The 18,319-nt window shown below is 42.5% G+C and carries 14 protein-coding genes; 5 read left to right on the top strand and 9 right to left on the bottom strand.

Translation table 11 applies throughout. From position 1 onward, the window contains the following. Positions 1-54: 54 nt before the first annotated feature. The 6 genes from IUZ65_RS15460 to priA all read right to left on the bottom strand — a co-directional run bounded on the left by IUZ65_RS15460 (position 55) and on the right by priA (position 7,156). Positions 55-972, bottom strand: a complete 918-nt coding sequence (locus tag IUZ65_RS15460; protein WP_195704555.1) for a 1,4-dihydroxy-2-naphthoate polyprenyltransferase — start codon at positions 970-972, stop codon at positions 55-57. Positions 973-1,072: 100 nt separating this feature from the next. Further along, positions 1,073-2,407 carry an HslU--HslV peptidase ATPase subunit gene (hslU, locus tag IUZ65_RS15455; protein ID WP_195704554.1) on the bottom strand — a complete coding sequence of 445 codons (1,335 nt, stop codon included), beginning with the start codon at positions 2,405-2,407 and terminating at the stop codon, positions 1,073-1,075. 29 nt (positions 2,408-2,436) lie between these two features. Continuing rightward, positions 2,437-2,955 (bottom strand): ATP-dependent protease subunit HslV, encoded by a 519-nt coding sequence (hslV, locus tag IUZ65_RS15450; RefSeq protein ID WP_195704553.1) that lies wholly within the window; start codon positions 2,953-2,955, stop codon positions 2,437-2,439. Positions 2,956-3,089: 134 nt separating this feature from the next. Next, on the bottom strand, positions 3,090-3,638 hold the full coding sequence (locus tag IUZ65_RS15445) for an SPOR domain-containing protein (protein WP_195704552.1): 549 nt from the start codon (positions 3,636-3,638) through the stop codon (positions 3,090-3,092). A 131-nt stretch (positions 3,639-3,769) separates the two neighbouring features. Continuing rightward, the gene (gene cytR, locus IUZ65_RS15440; protein ID WP_195704551.1) at positions 3,770-4,774 is read right to left on the bottom strand and encodes a DNA-binding transcriptional regulator CytR; all 1,005 of its coding nucleotides are present in this window, start codon (positions 4,772-4,774) and stop codon (positions 3,770-3,772) included. A gap of 180 nt (positions 4,775-4,954) precedes the next feature. Then, complete coding sequence (priA, locus tag IUZ65_RS15435) at positions 4,955-7,156, bottom strand: primosomal protein N' (protein ID WP_195704550.1); 2,202 nt, start codon at positions 7,154-7,156, stop codon at positions 4,955-4,957. A 319-nt stretch (positions 7,157-7,475) separates the two neighbouring features. Between priA and rpmE the strand changes: the two genes are divergently transcribed. Both rpmE and IUZ65_RS15425 read left to right on the top strand, forming a co-directional pair. Next, on the top strand, positions 7,476-7,691 hold the full coding sequence (rpmE, locus tag IUZ65_RS15430) for a 50S ribosomal protein L31 (RefSeq protein WP_195704549.1): 216 nt from the start codon (positions 7,476-7,478) through the stop codon (positions 7,689-7,691). A 178-nt stretch (positions 7,692-7,869) separates the two neighbouring features. Then, the gene (locus tag IUZ65_RS15425) at positions 7,870-9,129 is read left to right on the top strand and encodes a malic enzyme-like NAD(P)-binding protein (protein WP_195704548.1); all 1,260 of its coding nucleotides are present in this window, start codon (positions 7,870-7,872) and stop codon (positions 9,127-9,129) included. A 160-nt stretch (positions 9,130-9,289) separates the two neighbouring features. On the opposite strand, the gene metJ is transcribed toward IUZ65_RS15425, so the two are convergent. Beyond that, positions 9,290-9,610: a met regulon transcriptional regulator MetJ gene (gene metJ / locus IUZ65_RS15420; RefSeq protein WP_195704547.1), complete on the bottom strand. Its 321-nt coding sequence runs from the start codon at positions 9,608-9,610 to the stop codon at positions 9,290-9,292. 217 nt (positions 9,611-9,827) lie between these two features. Here metJ and IUZ65_RS15415 point away from each other — a divergent pair, with 217 nt between their 5' ends. From IUZ65_RS15415 to metF, 3 genes are all read left to right on the top strand, one after another. Beyond that, positions 9,828-10,994, top strand: coding sequence for an O-succinylhomoserine (thiol)-lyase (locus IUZ65_RS15415; protein WP_195704546.1), 1,167 nt, complete (start codon positions 9,828-9,830; stop codon positions 10,992-10,994). Continuing rightward, positions 10,995-13,400: a bifunctional aspartate kinase/homoserine dehydrogenase II gene (locus IUZ65_RS15410; protein ID WP_195704545.1), complete on the top strand. Its 2,406-nt coding sequence runs from the start codon at positions 10,995-10,997 to the stop codon at positions 13,398-13,400. Positions 13,401-13,669: 269 nt separating this feature from the next. Next, positions 13,670-14,557 carry a methylenetetrahydrofolate reductase gene (metF, locus tag IUZ65_RS15405; protein WP_195704544.1) on the top strand — a complete coding sequence of 296 codons (888 nt, stop codon included), beginning with the start codon at positions 13,670-13,672 and terminating at the stop codon, positions 14,555-14,557. A 77-nt stretch (positions 14,558-14,634) separates the two neighbouring features. Here metF and IUZ65_RS15400 read toward each other — a convergent pair whose 3' ends face one another. Both IUZ65_RS15400 and ppc read right to left on the bottom strand, forming a co-directional pair. Further along, entirely contained in the window at positions 14,635-15,174 is a 540-nt protein-coding gene (locus tag IUZ65_RS15400) for a PadR family transcriptional regulator (RefSeq protein ID WP_195704543.1), read from the bottom strand. Between the two features lie 394 nt (positions 15,175-15,568). Beyond that, positions 15,569-18,202, bottom strand: coding sequence for a phosphoenolpyruvate carboxylase (ppc, locus tag IUZ65_RS15395; protein ID WP_195704542.1), 2,634 nt, complete (start codon positions 18,200-18,202; stop codon positions 15,569-15,571). Between the last annotated feature and the right edge of the window lie 117 nt (positions 18,203-18,319).

Raw genomic sequence — 18,319 nt, 5'->3', positions numbered from 1 at the left:
TGAAAGGTTTTTAATTATATCGACTCATTGAGTCAATGCAATGACAAGGCTCAATTATCTAACTATTGTTTGAGCTACAACTACCAATGAAAACAAAATGTTAGTAATTGAAGCGCATTTAACGATGATGGGCATCATTGGCGCAATGGCGACGGGAGAGCTTGATTGGAGTACTTCTCTACCATGTTTTGCCAACGTAATAGCGGATAAAAAGAAAGGAACAATTATCCAAATAGTCGTGCTGTGGCTAAATAGATAGTAAACATAAGAGACAAAGGCTAATCCAATCAATACGATATGATAATACTTCGCTGGTTGTTCTCCCAGTCTTACTGCGATAGTTTTTTTGCCACATGCACGATCATTATCGATATCACGCATGTTATTAATATTAAGTACAGCGACAGCTAATAATCCACATCCTATCGCAGGGATGAAAATATCAAAATCAATAAACCCAGTGTGAAGAAAATAGGTTCCACCAACACCAAGTAATCCAAAAAATACAAATACAGATAAGTCGCCAAGTCCAACATAACCATAAGGTCTATTACCGACGGTATAAGCAACGGAACTTAATATAGCGAGTAGACCCAAGCCTAAAAATGCGAGGATATTGGTAAAGCTTTCTAGTGAATAGAAAATCAGTGCCAAACCGGAGAGAATCGTTAAGAAAATGTTCAGGAGAATAGCGTGTTTCATCTCTGCCTGAGTGACGACACCCGACTGCATTGCGCGGGTTGGCCCTAAGCGGTCATCGTTGTCAGTACCTTGTTGGGTATCACCATAATCGTTGGCTAGATTAGATAATATTTGTAGAAGAATCGCGGTAAGTAGAGCTAGGGCCATAACAGCAAAAGAAAAATTACCATTGGAGTAGGCCAAACTGCTGCCCGTCGTTATAGTGACGAGTGCGAGTGGTAGTGTTTTTGGCCTTGCTGCGTCTAACCAGATTACAAGTGACTGCTTCATTAAGATTGTTTACCTTACATTATTGAGAGCAGTATACCAATTGCACAAATAATAAAAAGCCCATCTAAAGAGGTAGATGGGCTTGATCAAGATTTATTAATTAAAGAATAAATCGACTGAGATCTTCATCTTCAATAAATTCAGCCAAACGTTCGTGTACATAGGCTGAGTTTATTACCATTTTAGAGCCGGGTTTTTCTGTTGCGTCAAAGGATATTTCATCCATCAACCTTTCCATGACAGTGTGCAGTCGACGGGCGCCGATATTTTCAGTGGTCTCATTTACGCGCCACGCAGCTTCAGCTATCTGATGGATACCATCTTCAGAGAACTCGATATCAACATCTTCTGTCTTTAATAAGGCGATATACTGTTCGGTTAGGGAAGCTTTTGGTTCTGTAAGTATGCGTTCAAAGTCATGGCTAGAAAGCGCTTCTAGTTCTACTCGAATAGGTAAACGCCCTTGAAGTTCAGGGATTAAATCGGAAGGCTTCGATACTTGGAATGCACCAGAGGTTATAAATAGAATATGGTCTGTTTTTACCATACCATGTTTGGTGGACACGGTGCTGCCTTCAATTAAAGGCAATAAATCGCGCTGCACACCTTCACGGGACACATCAGGACCTGAGCTTTCACCTCGCCTACAGATTTTATCAATCTCATCTATGAACACGATACCGTTATTTTCAGCATTGTAGATAGCTTGCTCTTTGAGCTCTTCAGGGTTGACGAGTTTGGCGGCCTCTTCTTCGATTAGCGCTTTAAAGGCGTCCTTGATTTTCATCTTACGGCTCTTTTGTGTGTTGCCCGCCAGATTTTGGAACATACCTTGAAGCTGATTGGTCATCTCTTCCATTCCAGGAGGTGCCATTATCTCTACACCCATTTGCGGAGCCGCAACGTCAATATCTATCTCTTTGTCGTCTAGTTTTCCTTCACGCAATTTTTTACGGAAAATCTGACGTGTGTTTGACGAGGTATCTTCTTGTTTCTCATTCTCGCCCCATGCATCGCGGGCCGGTGGGAGTAGTGCGTCTAGAATACGTTCTTCAGCTTGTTCTTCCGCTCTATATTTTACTTTTTCAGTCGCTTGCTGGTGGGTCATTTTAATCGAAACATCGGTAAGGTCTCGAATAATTGTTTCCACCTCTTTACCAACGTAACCGACTTCCGTGAATTTAGTGGCTTCGACCTTGATGAAGGGCGCATTCGCAAGTTTGGCTAAGCGGCGTGCTATTTCAGTTTTACCTACACCAGTGGGGCCAATCATCAGAATATTTTTTGGCGTCACTTCTACGCGTAGACTTTCATCGAGTTGCATTCGACGCCAGCGATTACGCAATGCTATAGCCACCGCGCGTTTTGCCTTTTCTTGACCAATAATGTGGCGGTTTAATTCGTGAACAATTTCACGAGGTGTCATTTCCGACATGTATTTATTCCTTAATTCTGAGCAGAGAATTATAGTTCTTCGATTGTGTGTTGATGGTTAGTAAATACGCAAATATCACCCGCTATGTTTAGTGATTTCTCTGCTATTTCACGTGCATCCAATTCGGTGTTTTCTAAGAGTGCGATAGCCGCAGCTTGAGCAAAGTTGCCGCCAGACCCAATAGCAATTAAATCGTTCTCTGGTTGAACCACATCACCATTACCCGTGATGATGAGTGAAGCTGTCTCGTCTGCGACCGCTAGGATCGCTTCTAGTTTACGAAGAGCACGATCACTGCGCCAGTCTTTGGCCAGTTCAACGGCGGCTTTTGTGAGGTGACCTTGATGCATTTGTAGCTTGCTTTCGAAACGTTCAAATAAAGTAAACGCGTCAGCGGTACCGCCTGCAAACCCTGCAATCACTTTGTCGTTATACAAACGACGAACTTTTTTAGCATTACCTTTCATTACGGTATTGCCTAGAGATACTTGTCCATCACCAGCAATAACAACTTTATTATTACGACGTACAGATACAATGGTAGTCACGAGAATAGCCTCTTTTCATTTTACTAGTGAGATAGCGAATATATGAGGATAATTTAGAAGGATTTCAAGGATGAAAAAAGCGAGATAGTTAACTATCTCGCTTTTGGGGGGATAATATTTTGTTTTTGCGTCGCTTATTGGGTTTCTTTCCAAATAGCACAAGGTTCAATCTTGGCTCTTTGTAATGCGTGCTTGTCTTTTTCAGCGTTTCGTTTGAGCTTATATGGCCCCAAAACCACCTTATACCAACTGCTGCCTTCTTTTTTGCGAATTTTGCTGCTGATGCCCTGAAAGGCAATATTAACTTTACGTTCTTCTGCCTGGCTCAGCGACTTAAAGGCACCGCATTGCATAATATATGGAATGGTTGATACGACTTGTTTTTTTGCTTCCACTTCAATCTCTTTGTTCGGTAGAGATTTCACATAATCCCATTCTTCTTTGGGCAATTCTGGCAAACTGGTTTTCTTTTTGGTTGTCGTCTTAGGTTTAGACGTTTGCTTCGCTTCAGGTGGAATAGGGGGCTCAGGATCATTACTCAGAATATATAGGCCATAACCAAACCCTCCTAATAAAAGGACGGCGAGTAAACCCGCTTTCCACGGTTTTCTTGTAGGTGCCTTTTTGCTTCTTGTGCTTTTACGAGTGCCTTGGCCCCGTTTTACGTAATCTCTATTTGCCATAACATGTCAGCCAAATTTAGGTATCAATATGGTAATCCAAAATGTATCTGGAAGACAATTGTAGTTTAAAAAGCGGGGCCTTAAAGCACCGCTCGAGAGTGAACTAGAGATCTCTAATTCAGATTGAATCACTAGGCTCTAGGGGGAGCCGCGCTATTTCTGATAACGAGTTTTGTCTCAAGTAATCTTGAACCCGCTCTTACATCTCTACCTTTAAGTAGCTCTAGCATCATTAACATTGCTTGACGCCCAATCTCGTAACGAGGTTGAGATACCGTGGTTAATGGAGGATCACAATATTGAGAAAATTGAATATCATCAAAACCAACCACTGACAGATCTTGAGGCACACGCAAGCCCAGTTTTTTCGCTTCCTGTATTGCACCAATCGCCATGGTATCGTTGTGGCAAAATATGGCTGTTGGCGCGTCTGGTAATGAAAGTAGTTTTCTAAGTGCTTTAGCGCCACCTTCAAAGGTGAAATTACTTTGAGTGGTGTAAGTTGAATTGAGTGCTATTCCGGCTCTACGTAAAGCTTGCTGATAACCTTGATGTCGGAATTTACATAACGCTGCCTTTTCTGGACCAGAAATTTGCGCAATTTTTTTGTGACCCATTTGGGTTAGATAATTAACCGCTTCAAATGCCGATGTTAAATTATCAATATGCACGGTTGGTAGTTCTAATTCCGGAGCGTATTCACAAGCCATTACCAGAGGAGGGAGATTTTTTTGTTCAGGTTTACTGACATCGAATGGTAAATCGGTGCCAAGCAGTAACATGCCGTCAGCTTGTTTAGTAAAAACCAGATTAACGAAAGAGCTTTCTCTTTTTTGCTGTTTGCCGCTATCACCAAGTAGAACTAGATAACCATGTTCCATCGCTGCGTCTTCAATACCACGAATGATCTCTGTAAAATATGGGTCACAAATATCCGGAACAATGGTGATAATTGTCTTTGATTCATTCCTACGGAGATTTCGAGCTAAAGAGTTTGGGGAATATCCAGCTTCTAGTACAGCGTCTTCTACACGTTTTCTAGTTGACGCAGAAACTTTTTCTGGGTTCATTAAAGCGCGAGAGACCGTAGCGGTTGAAACACCCGCAAGCTGGGCAACATCCTTCATTGTCGCCATAAATAATTAACCTCTGATATCCTAACGATGATAACTGTTATGTAACTATATGTTTATGCTCTAAGTGTATTGCTTTAGAGAAATGTAATTTACGGGTAGAGTAACAAATTTTGCATAAGTTGTGTGAGCTTTGTCGCATTGGCGAATATAAAAAGCACGATACATTCGACTGATGAATCATCAGCTTAAGTCTTGGGGTTCTATATCTATAGACCAGCGAACTTTCTTGGCTAAAGGTAACAACTGTATGGCTGCCTTTGCACTATGTAAAAGCTTTTGCATAGTGCTTCTGTGTGGCGTTTGCAGTAGGAGTTGCCATCGCGCTTTCCCTGCCCTTTTTGCTAGAGGTGCAGGTGTGGGTCCCATGATCATAGAATAGTTGTCAAATAATGGATTGGACTCAAGTGTATGTCTGACCTGTCTCAAAAAATCTTCTACCAAATCACTGTTATTTGCTTCCGCTCTAAATAGCGTTAGATAGGTGAAAGGTGGGAGCATCGCTCGCTTCCTTTCTAGCAACGCAGTTTGTGCGAAGTGGTGGTAATCTTTGTAGAGAAGTGCTTGTAATAAAGGGTGTTCTGGGTGGTGTGTTTGTAATAACACTTCACCTGGTTTACTTGCTCTACCCGCTCTACCTGCAACCTGAATAAAGAGTTGAGCTAATCGCTCTGAGGCTCGAAAATCGCTGCTGAATAAAGAACCATCCACATCAAGTAAACCGACTAAAGTGACATCAGGGAAGTGGTGGCCTTTGGCGAGCATCTGAGTGCCAATCAGTATTTGAACTTCATTGTTCCGAATGCTCTTTAATGCCGCTTCCAATGAGCCTTTTCGTCTTGTGCTATCGCGATCGATCCGTAATGTTTTAAATTCAGGAAATAGTGATTCGAGTTGTTGCTCCAATTGTTCAGTGCCCACGCCTACCGTGACGAGTTGCGTCGAACCACAGCCTTGGCATTGACTAACTACTGGGCGTTGAGAGCCGCAATGATGGCATCGCATTTCATTTTTATTTTGATGGTAGGTGTAGTATGCATCGCACCTTTTACAGTCCGCTATCCATCCGCACTCATGACACATTAATGCAGGAGAGAACCCTCTACGGTTTAGAAATAGCATTACTTGATTGCCCGACGCTAAGTGCTTTCTCATTTCAGCAATTAGAGGCGCCGATAATCCGCCCTCCAAATAGAGTCCTTTTATATCCAATACTTTATGTGTAGCTGGTAGGGCATTACCTGCTCGTTTACTTAATATAAGATGATGATATTTGCCTGATATGGCATTTTGCAAGGTTTCAAAGCAAGGTGTGGCCGAGCCTAAAACAATAGGGATATTTTCTTTATGAGCTCGCATTATGGCCACATCTCGAGCGTGATACCGAAGGCTATCTTGTTGTTTATAAGACGTGTCGTGCTCTTCATCGACAATAATAATGCCGAGATCTTTAAACGGAGTCAGTAATGCGGAGCGGGTACCGATAACAATGCCGGCTTGTTTTTCTCTTGCTGATAACCAAGCATTGAGCCTTTCTGTGTCATTTAATCCAGAATGAATAACGGCAACAGGAACATTGAACCTTCTTTTGAATCGATTGATGGTCTGAGGTGTGAGTCCTATCTCGGGGACCAGAACTAGGGCCTGCTTGCCAGCGTCTAAAATAGGTTTGATCAGATTCAGATAAACCTCTGTTTTTCCGGATCCTGTTACGCCTTCTAATAGATAACAACCAAAGTTGTTATTGCTGTTCACTGTGGCGATAGCGACCGCTTGTTCTTCGTTTAATTTTGGTTTTTCACCTGCATTTTCTAGTTCCTCTAGCCAACGATCCGTCTTGGGTTTTGTTTCTGTAGAAACAATCCAACCTTTTTCATCTAAGGTTTTTAACACTGAACTGGAGATCGCTTCATCAATCATTTGTTGATGTGTTATCGAACCATTTTCAAGTAAGTGCATTACCTTGGCTTGTTTCACGGCGCGACCAAGCCCACTCATTAATTGATTTCTGCCAGTTTCAGTGATCTGCCATTCTATAAGCGAGGCAAATTCAGCAGCTTTGCCCTTTCTTAGAGCCGTTGGTAGCGCATTACTAAGAGTTTCGCCCAAAGGGTATTGGTAGAACTGACTGCACCAATTAAGAAGTGTGTAAAGATTATCTGGCCAAATAGGTTCGACATCCAATACTTGCTTGATGCTTTTTAGCTGATTTATTGGGAAGTCGGACTGATGAACCATAGCAGTAACTATTCCAACAAGCGTTTGTCTACCAAATGAAACGGATACACGACCACCGATAACCGGAAATTGATGAGCTTGAATGAGATAATCAAACCTCTTGTCTAGCGGCACTGGTAGGGCAATTTGAGCAATGGTTGGACGCATTATTGATGAGTAGTCAGCTTAATGAAACGAGGGGATAGTGTAGTTGATGCGCAATGTAATTACGAGAGATGCTCATTGACTGGAACGAAAGTGTCATATCACTAGGGGGAGGTGGTAGACACAATATGTGCGCAGAGTGAGTCATTTAGGCGCGAAAAGAAGAATTTGTTGAAAAAAGATTCAAATGAGTTGATTCCAATGTCTTGTTTCATTAATATACTGCGCCTTGACGGTATATCAATTTATGCCAATTTGTGTAAATACGTGTGGTGTTCGGCTTAGAATCGAATGGCGACACGGCCTATAATGAGGTTTTCCCATGAAAACAGGTATCCACCCAGAATACAAAGCAGTTAGCGCAACTTGTTCTTGCGGTAATTCTTTTGAGTTTAACTCAACTCTTGCAAAAGAATCTATCCACCTAGACGTATGTGACAAATGTCACCCGTTCTACACTGGTAAGCAACGTAACGTTGATACTGGCGGACGTGTAGATCGCTTCAACAAACGTTTCGGTGCACTATCTAGCAAGTAATTGCTATGTTGTAATTCCGAATAAAAAAGGACGCTTATGCGTCCTTTTTTTGATCTCACAATAAAAATAAACTTTATGACTTAAACCTTTTTCTATGTAGGAAGTTTTGTCGTGATCATTTACTATCTATCTGAATACTAAAAACCTCCCCTGCCAATTACAACTGGAAATAAATCTGATGTCCGAAGACAACCAACAAGATGACTTTCGTCAACAAGCACTTAATTATCACGCTTACCCGACTCCAGGTAAGACGGCGGTAGCACTCACTAAACCTGCAGATTCTGCTGAAGATCTAGCGCTGGCGTATAGCCCCGGCGTTGCCGAGCCAGTGCGGGAGATCGCACAGAATGTTGATAACGTTTACAAGTACACGGCAAAGGGTAATACGGTTGCTGTCATATCTAATGGTACTGCTATCTTAGGTTTAGGTAACTTAGGTCCAATGGCGTCAAAACCAGTGATGGAAGGTAAGGCCCTGCTTTTCAAACGGTTTGCTAATTTAGATGCCATCGATATTGAAGTAAAACATCGGACTACTGAAGAGTTTGTAAATACAGTTGCAGCCATCGCGGATACCTTTGGTGGCATCAATTTGGAAGATATTAAAGCCCCTGATTGCTTTGAGATTGAACGTCAACTTATCGAGCGTTGTGATGTACCTGTGTTCCATGATGATCAACATGGCACAGCAATTGTTACAGCAGCAGGTATGCTTAATGCTATAGAGCTTCAAGGCAAAACGCTTGAGGAATCAACCATCGTCTGTCTTGGTGCTGGTGCGGCCGCTACAGCATGTATGGAACTTTTGATTAAATGTGGTGCTCAGCGTGAGAAAATCTACATGTTGGATCGCAAAGGCGTTATCCATACTCGTCGTGAAGATCTAAATGAATATAAAAAAATGTTCGCTAACAATACAGACAAACGTACGTTGGAGGATGTTATAGAAGGCGCTGATCTGTTCTTAGGTGTATCAGGGCCAGATTTGTTACCAGCTGAAGCATTGAAATTGATGGCTGATAAACCCGTTGTCTTTGCTTGTTCAAATCCAGATCCTGAAATTAAACCCGAGATTGCTCACCAAGTCAGAAATGACTTAATTATGGGTACCGGTCGTTCAGACTATCCAAACCAAGTAAACAATGTTATCTGCTTTCCATTTATTTTCCGTGGTGCGTTAGATGTGCGTGCAAGTGAAATAAACATAGAGATGAAATTGGCCGCCGTTGAAGCGATTCGTCAATTGACTAAAGAGCCGGTACCGGAAGGTGTATTGAAGGCTGCTGGGGTAAGTAAACTTGAGTTCAGTAAAGAGTATATTATACCAAAGCCAATGGACCCACGCTTGCTTCCACGTGTTGCCAAAGCCGTCGCGGTAGCAGCAGTAGAGTCTGGTGTTGCAAGAATTGAACTACCAGAGAACTACATGTGCTAAAAGAGATTCAAAATAGAACATATTGATCGTTTTTAACCCATAAACCCGTCATTCCTGTGATATCAGGAATGACGGGTTTATGGGTATTAAGTAAATAGAAAAATAATCACGCTTGTGTAAATAATTCAATTGGGTGAAGTATTTCCCCCCAACCGATTAATTATTCTTCGTCAAACGCTTCAAATTCAATTCCCATTTCTGTCATTAATTTTTTAACTTCAGTTGGAATATCATCAGGACGATCTTTTCTCAAATCTTCATCTGTTGGTAATGGTTGACCTGTATAAGCGTGCAAGAATGCTTCGCAAAGCAGTTCGCTATTCGTTGCGTGTCGTAGGTTATTAATCTGACGACGAGTTCGTTCATCAGTCAAAATTTTCAAAACTTTCAGAGGGATGGAAACGGTGATCTTCTTAACTTGCTCACTCTTTTTTCCATGTTCTGCGTATGGACTTATGTATTCGCCATTCCAATCAGCCATTGCTCACCTTTGTCAAAATAGTCATAAAACAATTATGGGATAGAATTCTAGCGGGATTTACTGCCATAAGCAAAGACATATAGACGTCTAGAGCTATTGACGTCTTAAAAAACTAACAGTAAAGTGTCTTGTTATTAATTCTAACGTTCAAGATTCAGTTATAGTTAGCGGATAAAGAAAAATGAAAACTGAATTGATCGCAAAGGAAAGCCAGCACATGAAACAAAAGAAACCCGCCACTATCGCCGTTCGAACGGGCATTGAATCTGACTCTCAGTTTCATGCCGTTGTGCCTCCAATTTACTTGTCGACCAATTATAGCTTTCCAAGTTTTGGTGATGTGCCTAAATATGATTATACCCGTTCAGGAAATCCAAATCGGGGCATGTTAGAGCAAACCCTTTCCGATCTAGAGTCGGGAAAGGGTGCGGTAGTCACTAATTGCGGAACGTCAGCGCTAAACCTTTGGGTTTCTACTTTTATTGGGCCTAATGACCTTATTATTGCACCGAATGATTGTTATGGCGGTACCTATCGACTTTTTAATACTCGGGCTCAAAAAGGGGACTTTAACGTTTTATTTATTGATCAGTCCGATCTAAGCGCACTGGATGAAGCATTAGCCAAAAAACCTAAGTTGGTGCTACTAGAAACACCATCTAATCCATTGGTTAGAGTGGTTGATATTCAAGAAACGTGCGAGAAAGCGCACACTGTTGGTGCGCTGGTCGCGGTTGATAATACCTTCATGACACCTATATACCAAAAGCCTATAGATCTGGGTGCGGATTTTGTGATTCACTCTACAACCAAATATATTAATGGTCATTCGGACGTGATTGGTGGGGTTATCGTTACCAAGACAGAAGAGCATGCCGAAGAGCTTGCCTGGTGGGGGAATTGTATTGGGGCGACGGGAACGCCGTTTGATAGTTACATGACGTTACGCGGCATAAGAACCTTAGGCGCTCGAATGAGGATCCATGAAGAGAGTTCTCGTGAGATCTTAGCTTTTCTCTCAAAACAAGATCTTGTTGGCACTATATATCACCCAAGTCTGCCAGATCACCCGGGCCACGAAATTGCGAAAAAGCAGCAATCTGGTTTTGGTTCTATGTTGAGTTTTGATTTTAATGGCCCGATGGATAAGCTTGAAGAGTTTGTTGGCGCTTTATCTCTCTTTTCATTAGCTGAGTCACTTGGTGGCGTAGAAAGCTTAATCTGTCATCCTGCCTCAATGACACATCGAGCAATGGGTGAAGAGGCCTTAAAAGAGGCAGGGATAGCACAAACACTGTTAAGGCTATCGGTTGGGCTAGAAGATAGTGAAGACCTTATCGAAGATCTTGATAATGCATTTAAAAAAGTTCAGGAGACAGCTTAAATGACCGCTACACGTCAACTTCATAAATTTGGTGGAAGCAGCTTAGCCAATCCAGAGTGTTATAAACGAGTAAGAAATATTCTTGCCGAGTACTCTCAAAGTGAAGATTTAATTGTTGTTTCTGCGGCTGGAGACACGACCAATCAACTCATCCATTGGTTGAGTGCTTTAAATAAAGATGGACGAACGGCACATGAAATACTAACGGAATTGCGTCGATTTCAGTCAGATTTGATACAACAGTTAATTGATGAACCCAATAAAATGTTGGACCATCTTCATACCGATTTTACTGCCCTAGCTGATTTACAAAGCCCATTAACAATAGAGCAAGAAGCTCAGGTTCTTGGGCTTGGGGAAGTTTGGTCTTCAAGGTTGCTTTCACAACTCTTGTGTCAAGCAAAAATGGCGGCAGTCGCTATCGATTCACGTGACTTTTTGAGAGCGGACATTGGCACGCAACCAGAGGTTGATCGTTCGAGCTCATGGCCATTATTGAAAGAAGTATTGGCACAGCATTCTCAACACCGATTAGTCATTACCGGTTTTATGGCCAAGAATCGTCAAGGGGATACGGTTTTGCTTGGCCGAAATGGTTCTGATTACTCTGCGACGGTTATTGGTGCATTAGCGGAAGTTCATCGAGTGACCATTTGGAGCGATGTCTGTGGTGTCTATAGTGCCGATCCTCGAAAGGTTAATGATGCTTGTTTATTGCCTCTTCTACGCTTAGATGAGGCCAGTGAGCTAGCTAGGTTGGCAGCACCTGTGTTACATAGTAGAACACTGCAACCCGTGGCTCAAAGTGCGATGGAATTAGAGCTTCGGTGCAGCTATCAACCAGAAGCCGGCTCAACCAGAATCGAAAGAGTGTTGGCTTCAGGTAGAGGGGCGAAGATAGTAACCTCTCTTGATGAAGTTTTGCTTATTGAGCTGATATTTAGCCACGCACATGAATTTGAAAGAGCCAAAGAAGAAGTGCTACAAAGACTCCAACGAGCTCAATTACAACCGTTGGCTTATGAAGTTCAAGCGGATCAAGGCGAGCTGCTTCTTGCCTACACAGCAGAAGTCGCATCCGGTGCCCTTAGTTATCTACATGACTCGGCAACGGAGGCAGATATTCGGCTTAAAGAAGGTTATTCAATGGTCGCCGCTGTTGGTGCTGGTGTAACGAAAAACCCAATTCATAGTCATGGCTTTTATCAGCAGCTAAAAAATGCACCAGTCGAATTTATGTGTGAAGCGGAATCAGGTTTGAGTTTAGCGGCCGTTTTACGTACATCTAATACCTCTGTTTTAGTACAGGGAATCCACACTCAACTCTTTCAGGCACAAAAGCGAGTTGGTTTGGTTTTATGTGGTAAAGGCAATATCGGTTCTAGTTGGCTAGAACTATTCGCTAAGCAGAAAGGCGAAATAGAAAAACGTCGAGGTATGAGTTTTGAATTAATAGGTGTAGTGGGTAGCCAGACATATTGGATGAATATGGCTGGTATTGAGGCCTCGAGTGTACTTAGTCGTTATGAAGATGAAGCAGTAGAAAGTGATGGTAATGAATGGCTAGAGCAACTCAGTCACCAACAAGAGTATGATGAGGTAATCGTACTCGACGTGACGGCGAGTGAGGTGGTATCAATGAAATACCCCACTATTGCTGAAAAAGGCTTACACCTAATTTCTGCCAATAAAGTTGCGGGTTCTGCTTCAAGTGAGTTTTACCATAAAGTACAGGATGCATTTGCAAAAACAGGGCGTCATTGGCTATATAATGCAACCGTGGGTGCAGGGTTACCGATCAATCATACGGTTCGTGATTTGCGCGAAAGTGGCGATGAAATCACAGCATTCTCTGGAATATTTTCAGGTACTTTATCGTGGCTTTTCCAACAATTTGATGGGTCTATTCCATTTAGCGAGTTGGTTGAATTGGCTTGGCAACAAGGGTTAACGGAACCTGATCCTCGTTGCGATTTAGACGGTTCAGATGTAATGCGGAAACTCATTATTTTGGCGCGTGAATCAGGGTTGACGATTGAACCAGAGAGCGTAAAAGTGGCGTCTCTTGTTCCGGACGAGTTGAAAGATTTGTCCATCGATCAGTTTTTCGATCAAGGTCAGTTGCTAAGTGAACAGCTAGCTGAACGTCTAGAAAAAGCACAGCGTGAAGATAGAGTACTGCGTTATGTGGCTCGTTTACAGAAAGGGGGTAAAGCAACCGTAGGCATTGAGGCGCTAAATAAAGAGCATGCTTTGGCTAACTTGCTTCCCTGTGACAATATCTTTGCGATAGAAAGTGCTTGGTATAAGGACAATCCGTTGGTGATTAGAGGACCAGGAGCGGGCAGAGAAGTAACCGCCGGCGCGATCCAATCGGATATTAATCGATTATCAAACCTGTTTTAAATGTAAACGCTAGCCACTGCTTTTAAAGGGGCAGTGGTAGTTTTACTTGTCGTTGCCATGGGTATATCGATCTATCTCCAGAGTCGAATTCATGTTAACTAACCTTAGTCCCTCCTACATTCCCCTTGAATATCTCTCACCAATATCATGAAAAAATTTCATGAACATCATGTTGACATTAATCCCATTTCATTACATTCTACAGACATATAGACGTCTAAACGTCAAAACGGAAATACAAATTCGATCAGCCCGAATGAGAGAGAACTATGAGTTATTCACACGCTAGTCATCTAGATGCCTTAAATCAGAATATCGCGGAGCTTGGTGATATTAATGTCTCTTTTGAATTTTTTCCGCCAAGTAGCGAAAAAATGGAAGAAACGTTGTGGAACTCTGTGCACCGTTTAAAAACACTTCAACCTAAATTTGTGTCGGTTACCTACGGGGCAAACTCTGGTGAACGTGACCGTACCCATTCTATTATCAAAGAAATTAAAGATCAGACAGGCTTGGTGGCTGCGCCACATTTAACCTGCATCGACGCAAGTCGTGATGAGCTTATAGATATTGCGGATGACTATTGGGCAAATGGTATACGCAATATCGTCGCGTTGCGTGGTGATATTCCGGCTGGTGGTGGTGTACCAAATATGTATGCATCGGACTTGGTTACTCTGCTCAAGTCACGACATGATTTTGATATCTCAGTGGCGGCGTTTCCAGAGGTTCACCCAGAAGCAAAAAGTGCCCAGTCCGACTTACTTAATTTAAAAAGAAAGGTGGATGCAGGTGCTAATCGTGCAATAACCCAATTTTTCTTTGATGTTGAAAGCTACCTAAGGTTCAGAGATCGTTGTGTGAGTGCGGGGATTGACGCTGAGATAATACCGGGAATACTGCCCGTTTCTAACTTTACGCAAGCCTCTCGTTTTGCCGCAATGAATAACGTGAAAGTACCGGGATGGATGGCACAGCAATTTAGCGGCTTAGAAGACGATCCAACAACTCGCCAACTGGTTGGTGCGAGTCAAGCTATTGATATGGTGAGAATTTTAAGCAGAGAAGGCGTGAAGGATTTTCATTTCTATACTCTAAATCGTGCTGAGATGACGTTTGCGTTGTGCCATACATTAGGTGTAAGACCAACAAGATAAGCCGTAATAAATAAAAAGGGTCAATGTGTTCACATCAGCCCTTTTTATTTAGAATCAAAGACTAGAACGAAGTCGTTTTAGTCCATGGATTTTAATTCAGCAACCACTTCTTCCGCCCAATCAATCCAAGCTTCACGTATTAAGAGGTTACGTCTTAAAGTAAGGCGTTCTAATTTAGCGTGCTTGTCTAGCTTGGTTGGGTCACCATAATAAGTCGCTTCAATCTCTTTGTAATGACTGACTAGCTGTTTAGACTCACCAATAAGTATAGATACTTGTTCTCTGAAAGGAGCAGTAGGTTGGATTGCGCAAGCCATTAACTTAGCGCTGAACTCATCTCTTATTGTTGCCTGTGCTGTTGGTTGTTCAAACCATTCACCGAGTGCACGGCGCCCAGTTTCGGCAATGGAGTAAATTTTTCTATCTGGCTTCCCATCCTGAGGATGCAAAACACAGGTGACGAGTTCATTTTGAGCCATTTTATTGAGCTCTCGATAAACTTGTTGATGACTCGCTTTCCAAAAATAGCCAATGCTATATGAAAATTCTTTGGTTATATCATATCCGGTAGCATCGCGAGTGCTTAAAACGGTAAGGATTACGTGTGGTAATGACATATCTTAAATCCAATAATTAGTAATACAAATAACTCACAACTTGAACTGCTTCCGTGCTTTTTGTGACACTAATTATTTTGCAGTTCAGAATAACGACAGATCTGCTTATTAGCAGTTCAGAATAACGACAAATCTATGTTTGTTCGTCATTCCCTATCTTCAGCCGAATTCCACCTAGATACTTGCGGAGTTTGATTCCATATTATTATGCCTGTTATGAGTATAGTCGATCTTTGAGGCACAACGGGGCGTAAGCATACCACTAAATTTTGTTGTTAAAATAAAAAAAAAGGGCAAATTGTCTCAAAAGGATGATAAACCTCTCGAATTGAATTGCAAACAGAACAGTGTGCTGAATAATTTAGCCACACTGTCCTGTTTGTGGTTTTTTGTTCTACCCTGTGTTGCGCATGCCAGCAGCAATACCTGCTATTGTCACCATCAATGCTTCTTCTAGTTCTACAGAGGGTTGATCTGATTGGCGAGTTCGGTATAGAAGCTCAGCCTGAAGAATATTCATAGGTAAAACATAGACGTTACGCAATCGGATAGACTCCAATCCCCACGGGTCGCTTTGCATCAAGTTTTCGTTGTTCTCAACATTGAGAACGGCCTTAATATCTTTTTGCAGCTGGTCCCGCAATTGATCGCCTATTCGCCAAAGTGACTTGTCTGCTAGTCTTTGATCGTAATATCGGGAAATTTCAATATTGGTCTTGGTGTACACCATCTCTAACATACCAAGGCGGGTAGAGAAGAAAGGCCATTCACGACACATCTCCTCTAATAGGTTCTGGTGCCCTTTGTCGATTGAGTACTGTATCGATTCACCAGCCCCCAACCAAGCGGGTAAAACCAATCTATTTTGACTCCATGAGAATATCCATGGAATAGCCCTTAGACTTTCCACTCCACCGTTAGGGTTTCTTTTTGATGGTCTCGATCCGAGAGGAAGCTTGCCCAACTCTCGTTCTGGGGTCGCCGCTCTAAAGTAAGGAACGAAATCTGGCTCCCCCTGAACGATGGAGCGGTATGCTTCACAGGATACTTGTGACAAGACTTCCATTAGGTCGCGCCACTCTTGCTTCGGGCTTGGAGGCGGTAAAAGATTGGCCTCAAGAATCGCACTGGCGTAGCGGTTAAAGCTGTTTACTGCGATATCCGGTAACCCAAGCTTAAAGCGGATCATTTCCCCTTGTTCCGTTACACGCAACCCCCCCTTTAAACTTTTCGGCGGTTGAGAAAGTAGCGCAGCATGCGCTGGTGCGCCACCTCGGCCAATGGTGCCGCCGCGGCCATGGAAGAGTGTGAGTTCGATGTTGGCTTCATCACAAACACGTACTAAAGCATCCATGGCACTATATTGGGCCCAACCCGCAGACATAACTCCCGCATCTTTAGCAGAGTCAGAATAGCCAATCATGACCATTTGGTGGTTTTGGATAAAGCCTCTATACCAATCAATTTCGAGCAACTGTTTGATGACGGCTTCTGAATTATTCAAGTCATCGAGTGTTTCAAATAGTGGGCATACGTCCATACGGAACTGACAGCCAGACTCTTGAAGCAGTAAATGAACGGCTAACACATCCGATGCGGTCCGTGCCATTGAAATAACATAAGAACCGAAAGCTTCGCGAGACTGACTCGCAATTATCCTACAGGTGTCTAAAACCTCTTGTACCTGCTCAGAGGGCTGCCAGTTACGAGGTAAAAGTGGACGTTTTGAACTTAATTCATTGACTAAAAAAGAAATTCTATCTTGTTCATTCCAATGGTCATAATCGCCTATACCTAAATAACGGGTAAGTTCAGATAGTACGTCTGAATGACGAGTACTCTCTTGGCGAATATCTAAGCGTACAAGATGGACGCCAAACGCTTTAACTCGACGAAGGGTATCTAACAATGCACCGTCAGCTATGACGCCCATTCCACATTGATGTAATGATTGGTAGCAGGCGTAGAGAGGATCCCATAATTGGCTTACATTCTCTAATATGGCTTTGTTAGGAACTTCCGTTCTATTTACTTTCGCATCCAGTACTTCGAGCGTGCCTGTGAGCAGTGTTCTTATCTGTTTAAGTACAGCACGGTAAGGTTCATGTGCGTCGCCAGCTAATTGCCTTAATTCATTTGTGCATTCGATCATTGAAAGCTCACTGACGAGCTCAATGATGTCCGCTAGATAGAGGTCGGCCGCCTTCCAGCGTGATAGATATAGAACCTCATGAGTAATCTCATGGGTAACGAATGGATTTCCATCTCTATCGCCACCCATCCAAGAAGAAAAATGAACCGGACGAGCATCAATAGGGAGCCCTTCGCCAAGGTAGTCAGTCACTCTGTCATTAAATTCACGCAGAAACTCGGGTACCGCCTGCCATAAGGAGTTTTCAACAACGGCGAAGCCCCACTTAGCTTCGTCAAGCGGTGTTGGGCGTTCTTTACGCATATCATCAGAATGCCAAGATTGAGCGATCAGCTGCTCTAATCGACGTTCTTGCTTAACACGTTCTCTTGGAGAGAGGTCACTAAGTTCGAGCTGTGAAAGGCACTTATTGATCTTCACCAATTTATTTATCATGGTGCGACGAGCTATCTCTGTCGGGTGTGCAGTAAGGACCAGTTCAATATTGAGATCTTTAATAGACTGAGCAGTGTCTAATTTGCTCACACTGTTTTGTGTTAGCTTTGAAAATAGTGTGTGAATGACGTCTGGTTCGCAGATATTCGCATCGCAATGGCGAGAAATCGTATGGTATTGCTCTGCTATATTCGTTAGGTTTAGAAATTGGTTAAATGCCCTTGCAACCGGATTTAACTGGTTATCCGGTAGGTTAGATATTACCTGAATGAGTTCTTCGCGAGCTTCTTGATCGTTTTCTCTTTCGGCAGATTTTGAAAGTTGGCGTATCAGTTCGACTTTTTCTAAAATCTCTTCGCCATGCGCATTCTTAATTGTGTTGCCAAGCAAGTGACCTAGTGTTCTCACGTTACTCTTTAAAGCAGCATATTTCTCGTTCATTTCCTTTCTGCCTCGTAATTTAATTACAGTGTATTTTCTTCCCAGTTATACAATCTAGCTAATATCTGTGCTTTGAGTCAAATAAAGACAAAGACGCAATGATTTTAATGATGTTAA

The sequence above is a fragment of the Vibrio sp. VB16 genome (genome assembly GCF_015594925.2).
Lineage (GTDB): Bacteria > Pseudomonadota > Gammaproteobacteria > Enterobacterales > Vibrionaceae > Vibrio.
This window is presented reverse-complemented; position numbering and strand designations above follow the sequence as displayed.

What these genes read in the sequence shown, in the direction of transcription:
- rpmE (WP_195704549.1), top strand. Translation starts at nt 7,476, where the DNA reads ATGAAAACAGGTATCCACCCAGAATACAAAGCAGTTAGCGCAACTTGT.
- IUZ65_RS15415 (WP_195704546.1), top strand. Translation starts at nt 9,828, where the DNA reads ATGAAACAAAAGAAACCCGCCACTATCGCCGTTCGAACGGGCATTGAA.
- hslU (WP_195704554.1), bottom strand. Translation starts at nt 2,407, where the DNA reads ATGTCGGAAATGACACCTCGTGAAATTGTTCACGAATTAAACCGCCAC.
- IUZ65_RS15425 (WP_195704548.1), top strand. Translation starts at nt 7,870, where the DNA reads ATGTCCGAAGACAACCAACAAGATGACTTTCGTCAACAAGCACTTAAT.
- metJ (WP_195704547.1), bottom strand. Translation starts at nt 9,610, where the DNA reads ATGGCTGATTGGAATGGCGAATACATAAGTCCATACGCAGAACATGGA.
- IUZ65_RS15460 (WP_195704555.1), bottom strand. Translation starts at nt 972, where the DNA reads ATGAAGCAGTCACTTGTAATCTGGTTAGACGCAGCAAGGCCAAAAACA.
- cytR (WP_195704551.1), bottom strand. Translation starts at nt 4,774, where the DNA reads ATGGCGACAATGAAGGATGTTGCCCAGCTTGCGGGTGTTTCAACCGCT.
- metF (WP_195704544.1), top strand. Translation starts at nt 13,670, where the DNA reads ATGAGTTATTCACACGCTAGTCATCTAGATGCCTTAAATCAGAATATC.
- IUZ65_RS15400 (WP_195704543.1), bottom strand. Translation starts at nt 15,174, where the DNA reads ATGTCATTACCACACGTAATCCTTACCGTTTTAAGCACTCGCGATGCT.
- priA (WP_195704550.1), bottom strand. Translation starts at nt 7,156, where the DNA reads ATGCGTCCAACCATTGCTCAAATTGCCCTACCAGTGCCGCTAGACAAG.
- ppc (WP_195704542.1), bottom strand. Translation starts at nt 18,202, where the DNA reads ATGAACGAGAAATATGCTGCTTTAAAGAGTAACGTGAGAACACTAGGT.
- IUZ65_RS15445 (WP_195704552.1), bottom strand. Translation starts at nt 3,638, where the DNA reads ATGGCAAATAGAGATTACGTAAAACGGGGCCAAGGCACTCGTAAAAGC.
- IUZ65_RS15410 (WP_195704545.1), top strand. Translation starts at nt 10,995, where the DNA reads ATGACCGCTACACGTCAACTTCATAAATTTGGTGGAAGCAGCTTAGCC.